Below are 16,232 nucleotides of genomic sequence, written 5' to 3' on the forward strand. Positions count from 1 at the left end.
AACCCGGGCCTCAGGTCGGACTAGTCTCTTTGGAGTGACTGGATCCAGGGCTGAGGCCGCGTACGCGCGCGCCATCACCGCATTCAGCACCCCGACACTCGATCTTCTGCATGGTCGATTCGCCCCGTTCGTGGTGGCGTCCCTCACCCTTCTGTTCAACGCCGACCGCGCATCGGTCGCGGTGGCGGATGCGCATGCCGAACTGGCCGAGGTGCTGGATGAGCTCCGCGCGGCGGGGGACGACGAGGACGACAGAAGGCTGCCGTCCGGAACCGGACGCGACGTGTGTCGCAGCTGGGTGCGTCTGGGGTGGCTGATCCAGCAGATCGACGACGACGTCGAGGTCTATCGTCTGTCGGCGCATGCCGTCGCCGCGCTCGAGATATCGGGCCGCACCGGCGGCGGGCGGACCCGGGTGTCGAACTCCCGTGTGCGCACACTGCTCGACGCCGTGGAGCATCTGTCGGTCAGCGCCGAGGTCGACCCCGTCCGTCGTCTGTCTCGGCTGCATGCTGAACGTGACCTGATCGACGCCGAGATCGCTCGCATCCGGGAGACCGGACACGCGGAGCCTGTGGATGACGAGGAATTCCTCGAGGAGGCGGAGAACGTCCTTCATCTGGCACGGGAACTGCCGGCCGATTTCACCCGAGTCGCTGAATCGCTCAGGTCTATGCAGCGCGACGTCGTCGCCCACCTTCGGAGGGATGAGCGGCCGACGAGCGAAGTGCTGCGCGAGTATCTCCAGCGCGCCCAGGATGTGATGCAGTCGACCCCGGAGGGACGTGCATTCGCAGGAGCCCTCCGCCTGATCGGCGACCCCGAGCGCATCGATGCCCTCACCGAGCAGCTTCGCGGGCTCCTCGACCTGCCATTCGCACGCATGCTCGACGGCTCTCAGCGTGCCGAGCTCGATGCGATCGCCCGACGAGTGGAACTGGGAGTCGAGGAGGTGCTGGCCGCGCAGCGCCGCGCCTCGCACGTGATCACCGGACAGGTGAAGACCCACGATCCGCTGCGTGATCGTCAGATCGACGATCTCCTGCGAGACGTCATCGCCGGGCTCCACGGCTGGTCGGGGCCGGCCACGGTCGTCGACCCGGTGCGCAGCATGCCGCTGGTCGATCTCGGGCATCTCCGTCAGACGACCAGCGACATCCGCCCGCCGCGGGCTCCCGCCCCTCTCACGGATGCCGGCGACGTCGACTTCCTCGATCACGACACGCGTGCCTGGGGCGGTCCGAGGTACGCCGAGCTCGAGGAGTACGTCGCCGGCCTCGGCTCGGAGTTCGATCTCGCCGAGGCGTTCCGGGCGGTTCCCGACGCGGTTCGACGCCCCGTCGACCTCCTCGGCCTGCTCGAGATCGCGCACCGCAACGGTCTCACGGAGGGCGATGGCATCTCGACGGTCGAAGCGCTGCGGCCGGACGGGACGACTCGCCGCTTCGCCTTCGGAGCCGTGGTCGCCCGCAGCATGAAGGAGGATGCAGATGAGTGACGACGACCTCACGACGGCCGTCGCTGACGAGGGTTTCATCGCTCCCATCGCGATGGAGGACGACCTCGAGGCGCACTTCCCGGGTGACCGCGGCACGCTCGACCCCGAGATCAGGCGTGTGCTGGTGCACCTGCTCCAGCGCCGGTTCCTCTCGATGGAGCGCAACCGGCGCGAGTGGATGCTGCTGATCGAGCACCAGCACGTCATCGAGTCGCGGCTCAATGACATCTACCTGCGACTGATCATCGATCATGCGCGAGGATTCGCATACAAGCAGCAGCTGCGCTCCGATGAGGTCGAGATGCCCGTGCTGCTGAAGGACTCGCCGTACTCACGTGCCGAGACCCTCGTGCTGGTGCACCTGCGAACCGTCTACCAGCGCGAGTCCGCAGCCGGCGAGGGCTCGGTGCGGATCGACATCGAGGACGTCGAGCAGACCGTCCTGAGCTACTTCGCCGACGTCGACGGCGGGACCGCGAAGCAGCAGAGGGCGATCCGCAGCGCATTGGACAGGCTGGACAGAGAGGGCATCGTGCAGGAGGAGACCAGCGGGCGGTATCGGATCACCGCTCTCGTCGAGGTGGTGCTCAGCGCCGAGACGCTCAAGGAGCTGAGGGAGTGGCTGCGAGCTCAGTCGGCGGTGGCGCGATGACGATGATGGACACGCTCTTCGGGATGATCCCCGCGAGCTCTCGCGGCCAGCAGTGGGTCGCCGAGGAGCTGCAGCTCATCAATTGGGGCGGTTACGACGGCGGACCGCACCGAGTGCGGTTCTCACCGGATGCCACCCTGCTGTGCGGCGGGTCCGGCTCAGGCAAGTCCACGCTGATGGACGGCTACATCGCCCTGATGATGCCGCACACCACACCTTTCAACGGCGCCTCGAACGGTGGCGTCACGGGGCGTCCGCGCGGTGAGGAGCAGCGGAACATCCTGTCGTACGGGCGAGGCAAGATCGACGAGTCCCGCACCGACGAGGGCACGAAGCTCCGCGTGCTGCGCGGCGACGGCGAAGACACATGGAGCGCCGTCTCGATGACCTGGTTGGATCACGACGGATCGCGCTTCACGGCGGTGCGCGGGTGGTACATCCCTGCAGATGCCCGAACTCTCGAGGACACGACGAGGGTGCGAGCCACGGTCGACGGCGCATTCGACCTCACGCAGCTCGAGCGCGCTGCGGTTCAGCGCCTCAGCGACGCGTCAGTGCGCGCCGTCGGGCTGGATCCGGTTCCGACCGATCGCGAGTTCTCGGCACGGCTGCACGCTGTGCTCGGCATCGGCGCCGCCGGTTCCGGGGCGAAGGCCATCAGTCTTCTCGCCCGGATCCAGGCCGGGCAGCAGATCACCACGGTGGACGACCTGTACAAGAAGCTCGTACTCGAAGAGCCCGAGACGATGGCGACCGCCGACGCGGTGGTCGCCCATTTCGATGAGCTGGAGAGCACGCGCACGCGAATGCTCGTCGCCAAGCAGCAGGTGGCGGCTCTCGAGCCGATCCGCGGGATCTCGCACCGCATCGAGGCGGCCTCGGAGCGGATGCGGGTCGTGGATGAGGTCGGAGTCTTCTCCGAGCCGACCTCGCTCGCGGCGCTGTGGAGCGCCGAGCGTCGTCTGGATCTGCTGCGCGAGGTGGAGACGGAACTGCGTGACCGGACCCAGGCGCTCCAGCTGGCCGTGCGTGAGAAGAACGCCCTCATCACCGCCGCGGAAGTCGAGCGCGAAGGGCTTCTCGACGTCCTGCGACAGTCCGGAGGCGATCGTCTCGAGACCGCCCAGCGAGAACTGCGCGGCGTCGAGCGTCGCCTCGCAGACGTTCAGCGCGAGCGGGCCCGTTTCGAGGCCGTCGCCGGCGAACTCGGCGCCGAGGTGAATGACGCGGCCCAGTTCGAGAGCCTGCTCACCCGTAACGGCAGGGAACTCCCGCAGGCCGGGGTCCGAGGCGCCCGCGCCGACTTCGCCGACGCCGAGTCCGCACGCAGAGCGGTGGAGACCGAGCTCGCACAGGCGCGTGCCGAGCGCGACCGCACCCGAGACCTGCGGGGGAGCATCCCCGCACATCTGCACGAATCGCGAGCCCTGCTCGCTCATGCCGCCGGGCTCGCTCCGACCGATCTGCCCTTCGTCGGCGAGCTGATCGAGGTCCGCACCGAGTTCGAGCCGTGGCGGGACGCGTTCAACCTGGCGCTCGGCGGGTTCACGAGGACCCTGCTGATCGACGTCGCGAACCTCCCGCGATTCCGCACCGCGATCGACTCAGTGCGCACCGCGGAGCGGATCAGCTATGAGGGAGTGCACACCGGTCTCGCGGACTCTCGGACGGCCGACCCTCGGACGCTCCCCGGTCGTCTCGATCACAGATCGACGCCGTTCACCGGGTGGCTTCAGCAGCGACTGCGTGAGCGGTTCGAATACGTGTGCGTCGATTCCACGGCCGAGCTCGCCGATCATCCCCGTGCGCTGACGCTCGCGGGGCAGGTGTCGCAGGGAGACCGGGGGTCCCACGGCGGGCACGGCCGCGCGAACATGCTCGGATTCTCGAACGCGCGCCGTCTGCGGGAGCTCGACGAGCAGATCGCCGAGCTCGAGATTCGACGGGATGCGGCGTCCGCGGTGGCCGAGGCAGCCGAGTCGACTCTCGATCGCATCGAGGCCACCGCGAAGGCTCAGGCGAAGATCGAGGACCTCACCTGGGAGCAGATCGATGTCGAGGCCGTCTCGGCGGAGCGCGACCGATGGCTCGCGGTCGAGGCGGAGGTCACCGACAAGAACCCGAAGATCGCCGAACTGCGCTCTCAGGCTGAGGAACTGAGAAAGCGGGCGGGCCGCCTGCGGGACGAGAGCTCCCGTCTCGGGGGAGACCTGACGCTCGCCCAGGACCGTTGGGTGGAGGTGACCGACCAGGTCGACGACTGTCAGAGGATAGTCGATGCGGCCGAGGTGGCGGAGATCGCGCTCGAGGAGCGGCACCGTTCCTTCCTCGACGCACGCTTCCTCGGCGCGGATGCGGCCGTCAGCGTCACCGCGTCAGAACGACTCGCCCACCTCGACTCCGCATTGCGCACCGCGTCGACCAGGCTGCTCGAGGACCGCACGTCGGCGGCCACGGCGCACGCGGATCAGCGAGAGCAGATGCGCCGGCTGATGACCGGGTTCCTCGAGCGCTGGGACTCCCTCACGATCCTGCCTGACCCCGACGAGTCGGTCGCCGAGTTCGAGGGGATCCTCGATGCGCTGGAGACCAACGGCCTGCACGAGCTCGAGTCCGAGTGGCGTGACAGCCTGCTCAAGCTCTCCGGGAACGACCTGACGAGTCTGGACTCGACGCTCGGTCGATCGCTGCGTGAGATCAAGAATCGCATCGAACCGATCAACCGGATCATGGAGGAGCTGCCGTTCTACGACGACGAGCACCGCCTTCAGATCACACCGCGCGAGAATCAGTCCGAAGCGCGCAGGCGATTCCGCAAGGAGCTGCGCGAGGTGCGCGCCCTCATCGACGCCGCGGAGACGGATGCCGACCGTGAGAGCGTCTACCGGAGGATGAGCCGTCTCATCGGCCGGATGCGGCGGACGGCACCGGATTTCGCTGAACTCATCGACGTGCGCAACCACGTGCGGGTGAGTGCGGAGCGGATCCATGCCACGACCCGCGAGCACGTCGCGCTCTACGATCACATCGGCGAGAAGTCGGGCGGAGAGTCGCAGGAGCTCGTCGCGTTCATCGTGGGCGCGGCACTGCGATATCAGCTCGGCGATGCGGGAGCGGAGCGTCCGCGATACGCGCCCGTCTTCATGGACGAGGCACTGATCAAGGCGGACGCCCATTTCACGAAGCGTGCGATCGGCGCGTGGCGAGGTCTCGGGTTCCAGCTCGTGATCGGTGCGCCGAACGACAAGTACAGCGCGATCGAACCGCATGTCGACGTGGAATACGACATCCTGAAAGACACCAGGGGCCGCTCGTGGGCCCGGCCGAAGGTGGGTCTCCCGGCTGGGGGAGACTGACCGCGGGCGGGGCGCGCCTCAGCGCGACACCAGAGTGCGGATCGCGCCGACAGTGCGGTCTATGTCGTCTCGGGTGGTCGCCCACGACGACATCGAGCAGCGCAGCGCTGCGCGACCTCGCCACTCGGCGCCGGTCAGAGCGGCTGTGCCCTCGGCGAGCACGGCGTCACCCAGCGCCCGGGTCGCATCGTCTTGTTCGAGCCGGAACATGACCTGCGTGTAGTCGACGTCGTTGAGGATGCGGATGCCGTCGATCGAGGCGAGCCCCTCGGCCATCGCCACCGCGTTCTCGTGAAGTCCGTCGAGCAGACGCGCGATGCCGCTTCGCCCCAGACTGCGCATCGCCGCCCAGGCAGGAACACCGCGCGCTCGACGTGACAGCTCGGGTGTGACGTCCCACGGATCCAGGCTCGTGTAGATCAGATAGTCGCCTCCGGTGCGGAATGCGGCGATCGAGTCGGCCGGGTCGCGGACGATCGCCATGCCGCAGTCGTACGGCACGTTGAGGGTCTTGTGCGCATCGGTCGCCCAGGAGTCGGCACCGGACATCCCCGCCGTGAGCGGTCGCAGCGATTCGGAGGCCGCGGCCCACAGCCCGAACGCCCCGTCGATGTGCACCCAGGCGCCGTGTTCGTGAGCGATCGGCACGAGTGAGGCGAAGTCGTCGAACGCGCCGGTGTGGACTTCGCCGGCCTGGAGACAGACGATGGTCGGTCCTTCGCCGTCCGCGAGGGCTCTGCGCAGCTCTTCGGGGCGCATGCGGCCCTGTGCATCGGATTCGACGACGGTGATCTCGCTGCGGCCGATCCCGAGGAAGCGTGCTGCTCGATCGATCGACCCGTGACGGTCGGCGCCCACGACGAAGCGGAGCGGAGGCGACCCGCGAAGGCCCTTTTCGCTCAGGCTCCAGCCGACGCGGGAGAGCACGGCGTGGCGTGCGGTGGCGAGGCAGGTGAAGTTCGCCATCTGACCACCGGTGACGAACCCGACGCTCGCGGATTCGGGCAGGCCGAGGACATCGAGCATCCATTGTCCGGCAATGCGCTCCAACGCGACGGTCGTCGGAGTGAGCAGAGCAGAACCCGAGTTCTGGTCCCACGCCGACACGAGCCAGTCGGCGGCGAGCGCGGCGGGGTGCGTGCCGCCGATCACGAACCCGAAGAAGCGCCCGCCGGGGATCGCGACGAGGCCGGGATCGGCGCGCGAGACGATCTCGTCGATGACATCTTCCGCGTCCATGCCCTCTGCGGGCAAAGGCCCGCCGAACGCCTCGAGCATGTCGGCGAGGGTCGCGCGCGGCCACACCGGTCTCTCCTCGAGTGATCCGAGGAACTCGAGTGCCGCGCGGTGGGCGGCGTCCAATCCGCGGATCCTGTCATCGTCGACACTGTGGTCCATGAGTCTGGACTACACCCGCGATCCGCGTCACGCCAGAGGGATGCCGTGCGGATCGACGCCACGAGTGGGCGACCGGAGCCCGTCGGCGCTGGTGCAGCCACGGAACGGGGGCATGGTTCGATAGAATGGACGACGCCCTGGGCAGTGCCCACGGCGGATACGACGAGCGGAGAATTATGTCCGGGCATTCCAAGTGGGCCACCACGAAGCACAAGAAGGCCATCATCGACTCCAGGCGCGCCAAGTCCTGGGCCAAGCTCATCAAGAACATCGAGGTCGCCGCCAAGCTCGGCGGAGCCGATCTGCAGGGCAACCCGACCCTCTTCGACGCCGTGCAGAAGGCGAAGAAGACCTCGGTCCCGAAGGACAACATCGACCGCGCGGTGAAGCGCGGGGCGGGTATCGGCGGCGAGGCTGTCGAGTACACCTCGATCATGTACGAAGGCTACGGCCCCAACGGCGTCGCCATGATGATCGAGTGTCTGACGGACAACAAGAACCGAGCGGCGGCCGAAGTGCGCACCGCGCTCAGCCGCAACGGCGGAACGCTCGCCGACCCCGGTAGCGTGGCGTACAACTTCAGCCGCAAGGGCGTCATCGTGGTCGGCTCCGAGGGCACCACCGAAGACGACGTGATGATGGCCGCTCTCGAGGCGGGCGCAGAGGAGATCGAGCCGCACGCCGAGGGCTTCGAGATCATCACCGAGGCGACCGATCTCGTCACCGTGCGCAGTGCCCTTCAGGAGGCGGGGATCGACTACGAGTCCGCCGACGTCGAGTTCGTTCCGAACCTGAAGGTGGAGATCGACGCCGACACCGCGCGCAAGATCTTCCGCCTCATCGATGCGCTCGAAGACAGCGAGGATGTGCAGAACGTCTTCACGAACTTCGACCTCACCGCCGAGGTGCAGTCCGAGCTCGAGAACGACGACGCATAGGCGCGCCGACGCCTCGCGCGTCGACGCGACGCCTAGCCTGGGGGAGTGACCTCCTCCTCGCTTCGCGTGCTCGGCATAGACCCGGGTCTCACCCGATGCGGTGTCGGCGTGGTCGATGTGGATCGCGCCCGGCGCGGAACGCTCGTACACGTCGGAGTCATCCGCTCCGACCCCGATCTGCCGATCGGCGAGAGACTCGCGCTGGTCGCCGCCGGCATCCGCGAGGTGATCGACGCCCATCGCCCCGATGCCGTCGCGGTCGAGAGGGTGTTCGCACAGCAGAACACCCACACCGTCATGGGCACCGCGCAGGCGAGTGGCGTGGCGCTGCTGCTGGCCGCCGAGGCCGGTCTTCCTGCGGCCACGCACACTCCGAGCGAGGTCAAGGCGGCCGTCACCGGCTACGGCTCGGCCGACAAGCGCCAGGTGCAGGCGATGATCGCGCGCATCCTCCGCCTCGACGCACCTCCGCAACCGGCCGATGCCGCCGACGCACTGGCGATCGCACTCTGCCACGCATGGCGACGTGGAGCCGCCGGTGCACCAGGGGAGGACTCGATGACACCGGCGCAGAAGGCATGGGCCGATGCGGAGCGTGTCGCTCGAACATATCTACGATCCGGTGCGTAGGCTGATCGGATGATCTCCTCGCTGCACGGCGCTGTCCTCCACTCGACCGCCGATCAGGTCATCATCGACGTCGGTGGCGTCGGATTCTCGGTCGCCGTTCCGGCCGACGTGGCCCACACCGCCACGGTGGGCGAGAAGTTGCTGCTGCACACGAGCCTGATCGTCCGCGAAGACTCCCTGTCGCTGTTCGGCTTCGCCGATCGCAGCGAGCTCGAGATCTTCGGCCTGCTCATCAGTGTCACCGGCGTCGGACCGAAGTCGGCGCTCGGTGTGCTCTCCCACCTGACGGTCGATCAGATCGCGGAGGCTGTGACCGGCGAGGACGACGCCCCGTTCCGGCGTGTCTCCGGGATCGGGCCGAAGACGGCCAAGCTCATCGTGCTCCAGCTCGCGGGAAAGGTGCACCCCGTCGGCACCGGGTCGAAGCCGACGAAGGTCGGTCCGGACGATGTCGTCGATCAGGTCACCGCCGCTCTGGTGGGCCTCGGGTGGTCGGAGAAGGTCGCCGCCGATGCCGCCGCGCAGACGGCCGCCGAGGCCACAGAGGCAGAGCGAGCGGCCGTAGCGCCCCTGCTGCGCCGCACTCTGGCTCTCCTGGGGCCGGCGCGTGTCTGACGTCCGCGACGCCGCCGAGCCGTCTGACGACACCGAGCTCGCCATCGAAGGCGCCCTGCGTCCCACGAGCCTGGGTGAGTTCGTCGGTCAGCAGAAGGTGCGTGGGCAGCTCCAGCTCCTGCTCGATGCCGCTCGCATCCAGAACCGTCCCCCCGACCACATCCTGCTCGCGGGACCTCCAGGACTCGGCAAGACCACGCTGGCGATGATCGTGGCGCACGAGAGCGAACGCCCGCTGCGACTCTCGAGCGGACCGGCGATCCAGCACGCCGGCGACCTCGCGGCCCTGCTCTCGAGTCTCGTGCCGGGTGAGGTGCTGTTCATCGACGAGATCCACCGCATGGCACGCTCGGCGGAGGAGATGCTGTACCTCGCGATGGAGGACTTCCGCATCGACATCATGGTCGGAAAGGGCGCGGGTGCGACGAGCATCCCGCTGGATCTCGCCCCGTTCACGCTCGTCGGCGCGACCACCCGCTCAGGCCTGCTCCCGAACCCGCTGCGCGACCGGTTCGGATTCACCGGCCACCTCGAGTTCTACGACGAACCGGAGCTCGAGCGCGTCATCGCCCGCTCCGCTCTCATGCTGCGAGTCGATCTGCCCCATGATTCGCTCTCCGAGATCGCCCGCCGGTCGCGGGGCACACCTCGGATCGCGAACCGCCTGCTCCGACGAGTGCGCGACTACGCACTCGTCCACGGCGGCGGGGAGGCCTCGCTGCACGGCGTCCAGGCTGCGCTCGAACTCTACGACGTCGATCCGATCGGCCTCGATCGTCTCGACCGAGCCGTGCTGGAGGCACTCGTGCGTCGCTTCCGCGGCGGTCCCGTCGGCCTCAGCACGCTCGCCGTCGCGGTCGGCGAAGAGGCAGAGACCGTCGAGAGCGTGGTGGAGCCGTACCTCGTGCGCATCGGATTCCTCGGCCGGACGCCGCGCGGTCGGGTGGCCATGCCGGAGGCCTACGCCCACCTCGGCATCGCGCACCCCGACGGGGCGCTTCGTCTTGATGACCTATAATCGCTGAAGACTTCCCCCGATAGAACTGCGCGCCCGTCTGTGGTGCGCGCACCTGAGAAAGGCCCTTCGCCACCATGCCCATGGAAATCCTCCTCTTCGGCCTTCTCGCCGTGCTCGTCGTCTTCATGTTCGTCAATGGACGCAAGCGCCAGAAGCAGATGAAGGCGGAGCAGGAGGAGAAGGCCACCAAGACGGTTCCCGGTGTCAAGGTGCTCCTTCAGGGCGGCATCTACGGCACGATCGTGGCCTACGACCACGACGACCTCGACTCGCCCGCGCTCGTCGAGATCGCGCCCGGCACCGTCATCGAGGTGCACAGCCAGGCGATCCTGCGCATCGTGGAGCCCAAGGACGCCATCGTCGAGGACGCTGACGACTCGGTCGTCGTGATCGACGAGGCACCCGTAGTCGAGGACGCTCCGGCCGTCGAGACCACCGAAGAGACCCGTCGTCGTCTCGAGCGCGACGCCGACGACAAGTAGCCTTCGCGCTGCACCGCTTCGGCACTCCGGCATCTTAGAAAGCTGATCACACGTGGCCACTTCCTCACCGGTCCGTCATGCCTGGCGGGTCCTCATGGGCCTGCTCCTGGTGACGGGCGTCCTCTTCGGCATCAACGCTCTCGGCGTCCACGTGTTCGAGAAGAGCTCATGGGCTCCTGAACTCGCGCTCGACCTCCAGGGCGGCACGCAGATCGTGCTGAGCGCGGAGACCGAAGACGGCGCTGCGCCCTCGTCGGAGCAGCTCGATCAGGCGGCGGCGATCATCCGACAGCGCGTCGATGCGTCGGGTGTGGCCGAGGCCGACATCACCACCGAGGGTGGCCGCAACATCGTGGTCCAGATCCCTGGTGTGGCCGACGAGCAGACGCGTGCGCGCATCCAGTCCAGCGCGCAGCTGGAGTTCCGTCCGGTTCTCGCCACCACCGCCGGGACGAACCAGTACGTGGGCGAGGACGGCAACGAGACGCCGTACCCGACCCCGGACGACTCGCTGAACGCGACGCCGACGGCCGAGCCGACCGACGCGAGCGACCTCGCGTGGGTGACAGACCGGCTGGCCGCAGAGTTCCAGGCCTACGATTGCGCGAATCCTGAGAACGACCCGTCGAACGCTCCCCAGGACCAGCCTCTGATCGCGTGCGATCCCACCGGCCAGGCGAAGTACCTTCTCGGCCCGACCGAACTGACCGGCGACGCGATCACCGACGCCACAGCGGGTCGCGATCCGCAGTCCGGCGCATGGAACGTGCAGCTCACGATGAACGGCGACGGTGCAGAGGCGTTCGGCGAGGTCAGCACCCGTCTCAACCAGAACCGCCTGGCGGAGCTCTCGCCCCGTGATCAGTTCGCGTTCGTGCTCGACGGGTCCGTCATCAGCGCACCGCGGATGAACGGGCAGATCCTCGACGGCCGCCCCAGCATCTCGGGCGACTTCGATCAGGAGTCGGCGACCGCTCTGGCCGACCAGCTGAAGTTCGGCGCGCTGCCGCTGAGCTTCGAGGTGCAGAGCTCCGACACGATCTCGGCGACCCTGGGCACCCAGCAGCTCCAGATCGGCCTCATCGCGGGACTCATCGGTCTCGCCCTCGTCGCGATCTACTCGCTGATCGTGTATCGAGCACTCGGAACCGTGATCATCGCATCGATCGCCGTGATGGCGGTGCTGACCTACGTCATCATCTGCATCCTGGCCTGGCGTCTCGGGTTCCGCCTGTCGCTCGCCGGCGTCGCAGGTCTCATCGTCTCGATCGGATTCACCGCCGACTCGTTCATCGTCTACTTCGAGAGGATCCGAGACGAGCTCCGCGACGGCAAGTCGATCACCTCGGCGGTCGAAGACGGCTGGGGGAGAGCCAAGCGGACCATCTACATCTCGAAGTCGATCAACATCCTCGCGGCCGTGGTGCTCTACATCCTCGCCGACTCCACGGTGAAGGGCTTCGCATTCACGCTGGGGCTGACGACCCTCATCGACGTGTTCATCTTCGTGATCTTCACTCACCCGGTCATGCAGCTGCTCGCTCGCACCAAGTTCTTCGGTGGCGGACACAAGCTCTCGGGCCTCGACCCCGAATCGCTGGGAGCGGTGTACCGCAGTCGATCGCAGTTCCGTCAGGTGTCCACCGTGACGGCCGGCCGCGGCGCGAAGAACACGAGGGCCAGGGGCGAAGCCGAGCGCCGTCAGACCATCGCAGAGCGCAAGCGCGCCGAAGCACTAGCCGGTGACAGATCCACCCGCACCGGAAGCGAGGGGGACGCCTGATGGCTTCCATGAATGAGTTCGGCAACAACCTGTACACGGGAAAGACCTCTTTCCCGTTCGTCGCCAAGCGTCGCCTGTGGTTCATCATCGCGATCGTGCTGGTGGTGGGTTCGGCGCTCGTGCCCCTGTTCCGCCCGATCCAGTTCTCCATCGAGTTCACCGGTGGATCGCAGTTCACCGTGCAGGCGCCCGACACCACCGACCAGCAGACCGCGACCGACGCCGTGCAGTCCGTCGTGCCGGGAGCGGCGACCAAGGTCGTCGTCATCAACGGCAGCGACATCCGGGTGCAGACCGACCAGATGGGCGCGGACGAGACCCAGCAGGTCTCCAACGCGCTGGCCGATGCGTTCGGAGTGGAGCCCGACAGCGTGACGTCGTCCTTCATCGGCCCGGCCTGGGGCGAGAACGTCACGAAGCAGTCGCTGTGGGGCCTTGCGATCTTCCTCGCGCTGACCTTCCTCATCCTCGCCATCTACTTCCGCACCTGGAAGATGTCGGCCGCTGCGATCGTCGGCCTCCTCGACGTGCTCGTGATCACGGTCGGCGTGTACGCACTCGCCGGTTTCGAGATCTCGCCTCCGGCGGTGATCGGATTCCTGACGATCCTCGCCTACTCGCTGTACGACACCACGGTCGTGTTCGACAAGATCAGGGAGAACACGACGGAAGACGGGGAGAACTCGTCTCGGACGTTCGGCGAATCGGTCAACCTCGCGGTCAATCAGACCCTCGTGCGGTCGATCAACACGTCGGTCGTCGCAGCGCTGCCCGTGGGGGCCGTGCTCTTCATCGGCGCCTTCTGGCTCGGTGCGGAGTCGCTGACCGACATCTCGCTGTCGATCTTCGTCGGCATTCTCGTCGCGACGTATTCGACCCTGTTCGTGGCCGCTCCGCTCTACTCGCTCTTCCGCGAGAACGAGCCGCAGATCGCGGCCCGCGACGCGAAGATCCGCGAGGCGCGAAGCCTCGCCACCGCAGAGGCCTGATAGTCCCCGCTCTGCGGGGCCGCACCCCGCAGAGCACGCGTAAGCTGTTGTGATTCGGAGGTGAGCGGATGGCGGAACCGCAGACGGCGTCGCAGGGATCCAGCCTGAGGCGACTGGTTCCTCGCATCTTCTCCCGCGCGCCCAGGATCAACGACCTCGACAACCTGATCCGCACGGTGCGTGCGAATCATCCCAAGGGTGATCTGGCCGTCATCGAGCGCGCCTACGCCGTCGCGAAGGAGAAGCACGCGGGGCAGCAGCGCCAGAGCGGTGAGCCGTACATCACGCATCCGCTCGCCGTCGCGCAGATCCTCGCCGAGATGGGCCTGGGACCTCGTGCGATCGCCGCGGCTCTGCTGCACGACACGGTCGAGGACACCGGCTACGCCCTCACGGACCTCACGGCCGAGTTCGGTGACGAGGTCGCGATGCTCGTCGACGGCGTCACCAAGCTCGACAAGGTCAAGTACGGCGAGAGCGCACAGGCCGAGACCGTCCGCAAGATGATCGTGGCGATGTCGAAGGACATCCGGGTGCTGCTGATCAAGCTCGCCGACCGGCTGCACAACGCCCGTACGTGGGGGTTCGTTCCGCCTGAGAAAGCTGCGAAGAAGGCGAAGGAGACGCTCGAGATCTACGCGCCTCTGGCCAACCGCCTCGGTATCCAGGCGATCAAGTCCGAGCTCGAAGACCTCTCGTTCGCCGTGCTGCATCCGAAGATCTACAACGAGATCCATAACCTCATCGCGCAGCGCACCCCGCAGCGCGAGAAGTACCTCGCTCAGGTGGTCGAGGAGATCGACGAGGATCTGCGCGATCTGCGCATCCGCGGCAAGGTCGTCGGACGCCCGAAGCAGCTCTACTCGGTGTACCAGAAGATGGTCGTGCGCGGTCGCGAGTTCGACGACATCTACGACCTCATCGGCATTCGGGTGCTCGTCGCCTCGGTTCGTGACTGCTACGCGGTGCTCGGTGCGATCCACGCCCGGTGGACCCCGCTTCCCGGTCGCTTCAAGGACTACATCGCGACCCCGAAGTTCAACCTCTATCAGTCGCTGCACACCACAGTCATCGGGCCGTCGGGGCGCACGGTCGAGATCCAGATCCGCACGCATGAGATGCACCAGCAGGCGGAGTACGGTGTCGCCGCGCACTGGATGTACAAGGAGCGGATGAACGGCGGAAAGGCCGAAGTCCGCGCGTCGGACAGCGATATGGCCTGGCTCGCGCACATCTCGGACTGGCAGGCCGAGACTGCCGACCCGGGGGAGTTCCTCGACTCCCTCCGCTTCGAGATCGGCGCCAAAGAGGTCTACGTCTTCACCCCCAAGGGCCGCGTCGTCGGGCTCCCGGCCGGTGCGACTCCGGTCGACTTCGCGTACGCCGTGCACACCGAGATCGGTCACCGCACGATGGGGTCGAAGGTCAACGGGCGTCTCGTGCCGTTGGAGTCCGAGCTCAAGAGCGGCGACGTGGTCGAGGTCTTCACGTCGAAGAACCCCGACGCGGGCCCGAGCCAGGACTGGCTCGGCTTCGTCAAGAGCACGCGCGCGCGCAACAAGATCCGCGGATGGTTCACGAAGGAACGTCGCGAAGAGGCCATCGAGCAGGGCAAGGAGGCCATCGCCCGCGCGATGCGCCGCCAGAACATGCCGCTGCAGCGGCTCATGAGCCAGGACTCGTTCGCCGAGGTCGCCCATCAGCTTCGCTACGAAGACGTCTCCGCGCTGTATGCCGCCGTGGGCGAGGGACATGTGTCGACGCAGTCGGTGCTCGAGAAGGTCACCGCCCTGGTCGCGGCGAGCGACCCCGCGACCGGCCCGATCGACCTGCCCGGAAGCATGCCCTCGCGAGAGCCCCGTTCCGGCGATTCCGGAGTGCTCGTGCGTGGCGCATCCGACATCCTGGTCAAAGTCGCGAAGTGCTGCACGCCGGTGCCTGGCGATGCGATCGTCGGCTTCGTCACCCGTGGCAGCGGCGTCTCGGTGCATCGAACGGACTGCCCGAACGTCAAGGCGCTTCAGAGCGACGAAGACCGTTTCGTCGAGGTGTCGTGGGCGCCGACGACGAAGAGCGTGTTCCGAGTGCAGATCCAGGTCGAGGCTCTCGACCGCTCGGGGTTGCTGTCGGATGTCACCCGCGTACTGAGCGAGCACCACGTCAACATCCTGTCGGCGACGGTCAGCACCACGGACGAGCGTCTGGCGATCAGCCGCTTCGTGTTCGAGATGGGTGACGCCGTGCATCTCGATCGCGTGCTGAACGCCGTGCGTCGCATCGATGCGGTGTACGACGTCTACCGCGTCACCTCGTCCTGACGAGGATCCTTTCGAGAGCACCGCGTCCGGCTCGCTTGCCGGGCACGCGGATCATGGCGTCGAGTGCGATCGCCGCTGCCGGCACCAGGCTCGGCTCGGCGTGGGCCAGGAGCAGCATCCAGCGACGCAGCGACTCGTCGCGGTGAAGCCCGAGGGCGAGATCGACCATCGTGCGCTCGGGCGTCATCACCGGGATCCCGCCGATCAGCACGACGTGCGCGCCAGGCAGAGCCGTGTCGTGCAGGATCACCCGCGGTGGCAGCGCGGGCCGGATGCGATGACCGACCGCGCGCCGGACGTGGTGACGGGCCGGTGGACTGTCACCGGCCCCATGGATCCAGGCTGCGGATGGCCCGGAGGCCGCGGTGTCGACGGGGATGAGGCCGGCGATCGACGCCGCCCTCGCACTCGGGCTCTCGACGAGATCAGCGGGAATGTACCCCTCGCCGAGATCGACCAGGTAACCGTCGATCCTCGCCGCGCTGAGCTCGGGGACACTGAGCCGATCTCCGGGCAGGTACAGGAACGCGGGATGCACCACGCCAGTCTGGCGCG

The 16,232-nt window shown here is 67.4% G+C and carries 13 protein-coding genes; 11 read left to right on the forward strand and 2 right to left on the reverse strand.

Annotated elements, in window-relative coordinates:
• Window positions 1–34 precede the first annotated feature (34 nt).
• Genes QMA07_RS06270 through QMA07_RS06280 form a run of 3 tightly spaced genes read left to right on the forward strand, consistent with a single transcriptional unit; the run spans window position 35 to window position 5,506 of the window.
• Complete coding sequence (locus tag QMA07_RS06270) at window positions 35–1,498, forward strand: DUF3375 domain-containing protein (RefSeq protein WP_290160652.1); 1,464 nt, start codon at window positions 35–37, stop codon at window positions 1,496–1,498.
• The gene (locus QMA07_RS06275) at window positions 1,491–2,150 is read left to right on the forward strand and encodes a DUF4194 domain-containing protein (RefSeq protein WP_290160654.1); all 660 of its coding nucleotides are present in this window, start codon (window positions 1,491–1,493) and stop codon (window positions 2,148–2,150) included. The genes QMA07_RS06270 and QMA07_RS06275 overlap by 8 nt, the downstream gene beginning before the upstream one ends.
• Window positions 2,147–5,506, forward strand: a complete 3,360-nt coding sequence (locus QMA07_RS06280; protein ID WP_290160791.1) for an SbcC/MukB-like Walker B domain-containing protein — start codon at window positions 2,147–2,149, stop codon at window positions 5,504–5,506. Before QMA07_RS06275 ends, QMA07_RS06280 begins: the two co-directional genes overlap by 4 nt.
• Window positions 5,507–5,524: 18 nt before the next feature.
• On the opposite strand, the gene QMA07_RS06285 is transcribed toward QMA07_RS06280, so the two are convergent.
• A complete protein-coding gene (locus tag QMA07_RS06285; RefSeq protein ID WP_290160656.1) occupies window positions 5,525–6,904 on the reverse strand; it encodes an aminotransferase class V-fold PLP-dependent enzyme in 1,380 nt (459 codons plus the stop codon).
• Between the two features lie 176 nt (window positions 6,905–7,080).
• On the opposite strand from QMA07_RS06285, the gene QMA07_RS06290 reads away from it, so the two are divergent.
• The 8 genes from QMA07_RS06290 to QMA07_RS06325 all read left to right on the forward strand — a co-directional run bounded on the left by QMA07_RS06290 (window position 7,081) and on the right by QMA07_RS06325 (window position 15,677).
• Window positions 7,081–7,842 (forward strand): YebC/PmpR family DNA-binding transcriptional regulator, encoded by a 762-nt coding sequence (locus QMA07_RS06290; protein WP_290160792.1) that lies wholly within the window; start codon window positions 7,081–7,083, stop codon window positions 7,840–7,842.
• Between the two features lie 45 nt (window positions 7,843–7,887).
• Entirely contained in the window at window positions 7,888–8,472 is a 585-nt protein-coding gene (ruvC, locus tag QMA07_RS06295; RefSeq protein ID WP_290160658.1) for a crossover junction endodeoxyribonuclease RuvC, read from the forward strand.
• Window positions 8,473–8,481: 9 nt separating this feature from the next.
• Window positions 8,482–9,087 carry a Holliday junction branch migration protein RuvA gene (ruvA, locus tag QMA07_RS06300; protein ID WP_290160660.1) on the forward strand — a complete coding sequence of 202 codons (606 nt, stop codon included), beginning with the start codon at window positions 8,482–8,484 and terminating at the stop codon, window positions 9,085–9,087.
• Entirely contained in the window at window positions 9,080–10,105 is a 1,026-nt protein-coding gene (gene ruvB / locus QMA07_RS06305) for a Holliday junction branch migration DNA helicase RuvB (protein WP_140037145.1), read from the forward strand. The genes ruvA and ruvB overlap by 8 nt, the downstream gene beginning before the upstream one ends.
• Window positions 10,106–10,179: 74 nt before the next feature.
• Window positions 10,180–10,587: a preprotein translocase subunit YajC gene (locus QMA07_RS06310; protein ID WP_290160662.1), complete on the forward strand. Its 408-nt coding sequence runs from the start codon at window positions 10,180–10,182 to the stop codon at window positions 10,585–10,587.
• A gap of 52 nt (window positions 10,588–10,639) precedes the next feature.
• Window positions 10,640–12,370 (forward strand): protein translocase subunit SecD, encoded by a 1,731-nt coding sequence (gene secD, locus QMA07_RS06315; RefSeq protein ID WP_290160663.1) that lies wholly within the window; start codon window positions 10,640–10,642, stop codon window positions 12,368–12,370.
• On the forward strand, window positions 12,370–13,359 hold the full coding sequence (gene secF, locus QMA07_RS06320; protein ID WP_290160664.1) for a protein translocase subunit SecF: 990 nt from the start codon (window positions 12,370–12,372) through the stop codon (window positions 13,357–13,359). The genes secD and secF overlap by 1 nt, the downstream gene beginning before the upstream one ends.
• Before the next feature lie 68 nt (window positions 13,360–13,427).
• A complete protein-coding gene (locus tag QMA07_RS06325; RefSeq protein WP_290160665.1) occupies window positions 13,428–15,677 on the forward strand; it encodes a bifunctional (p)ppGpp synthetase/guanosine-3',5'-bis(diphosphate) 3'-pyrophosphohydrolase in 2,250 nt (749 codons plus the stop codon).
• Here the strand turns inward: QMA07_RS06325 and QMA07_RS06330 are convergent.
• Entirely contained in the window at window positions 15,664–16,215 is a 552-nt protein-coding gene (locus QMA07_RS06330) for a type IV toxin-antitoxin system AbiEi family antitoxin (protein WP_290160666.1), read from the reverse strand. The genes QMA07_RS06325 and QMA07_RS06330 overlap by 14 nt on opposite strands.
• Between the last annotated feature and the right edge of the window lie 17 nt (window positions 16,216–16,232).

The sequence above is a fragment of the Microbacterium sp. APC 3901 genome (assembly GCF_030407765.1).
Classification (GTDB): domain Bacteria; phylum Actinomycetota; class Actinomycetes; order Actinomycetales; family Microbacteriaceae; genus Microbacterium.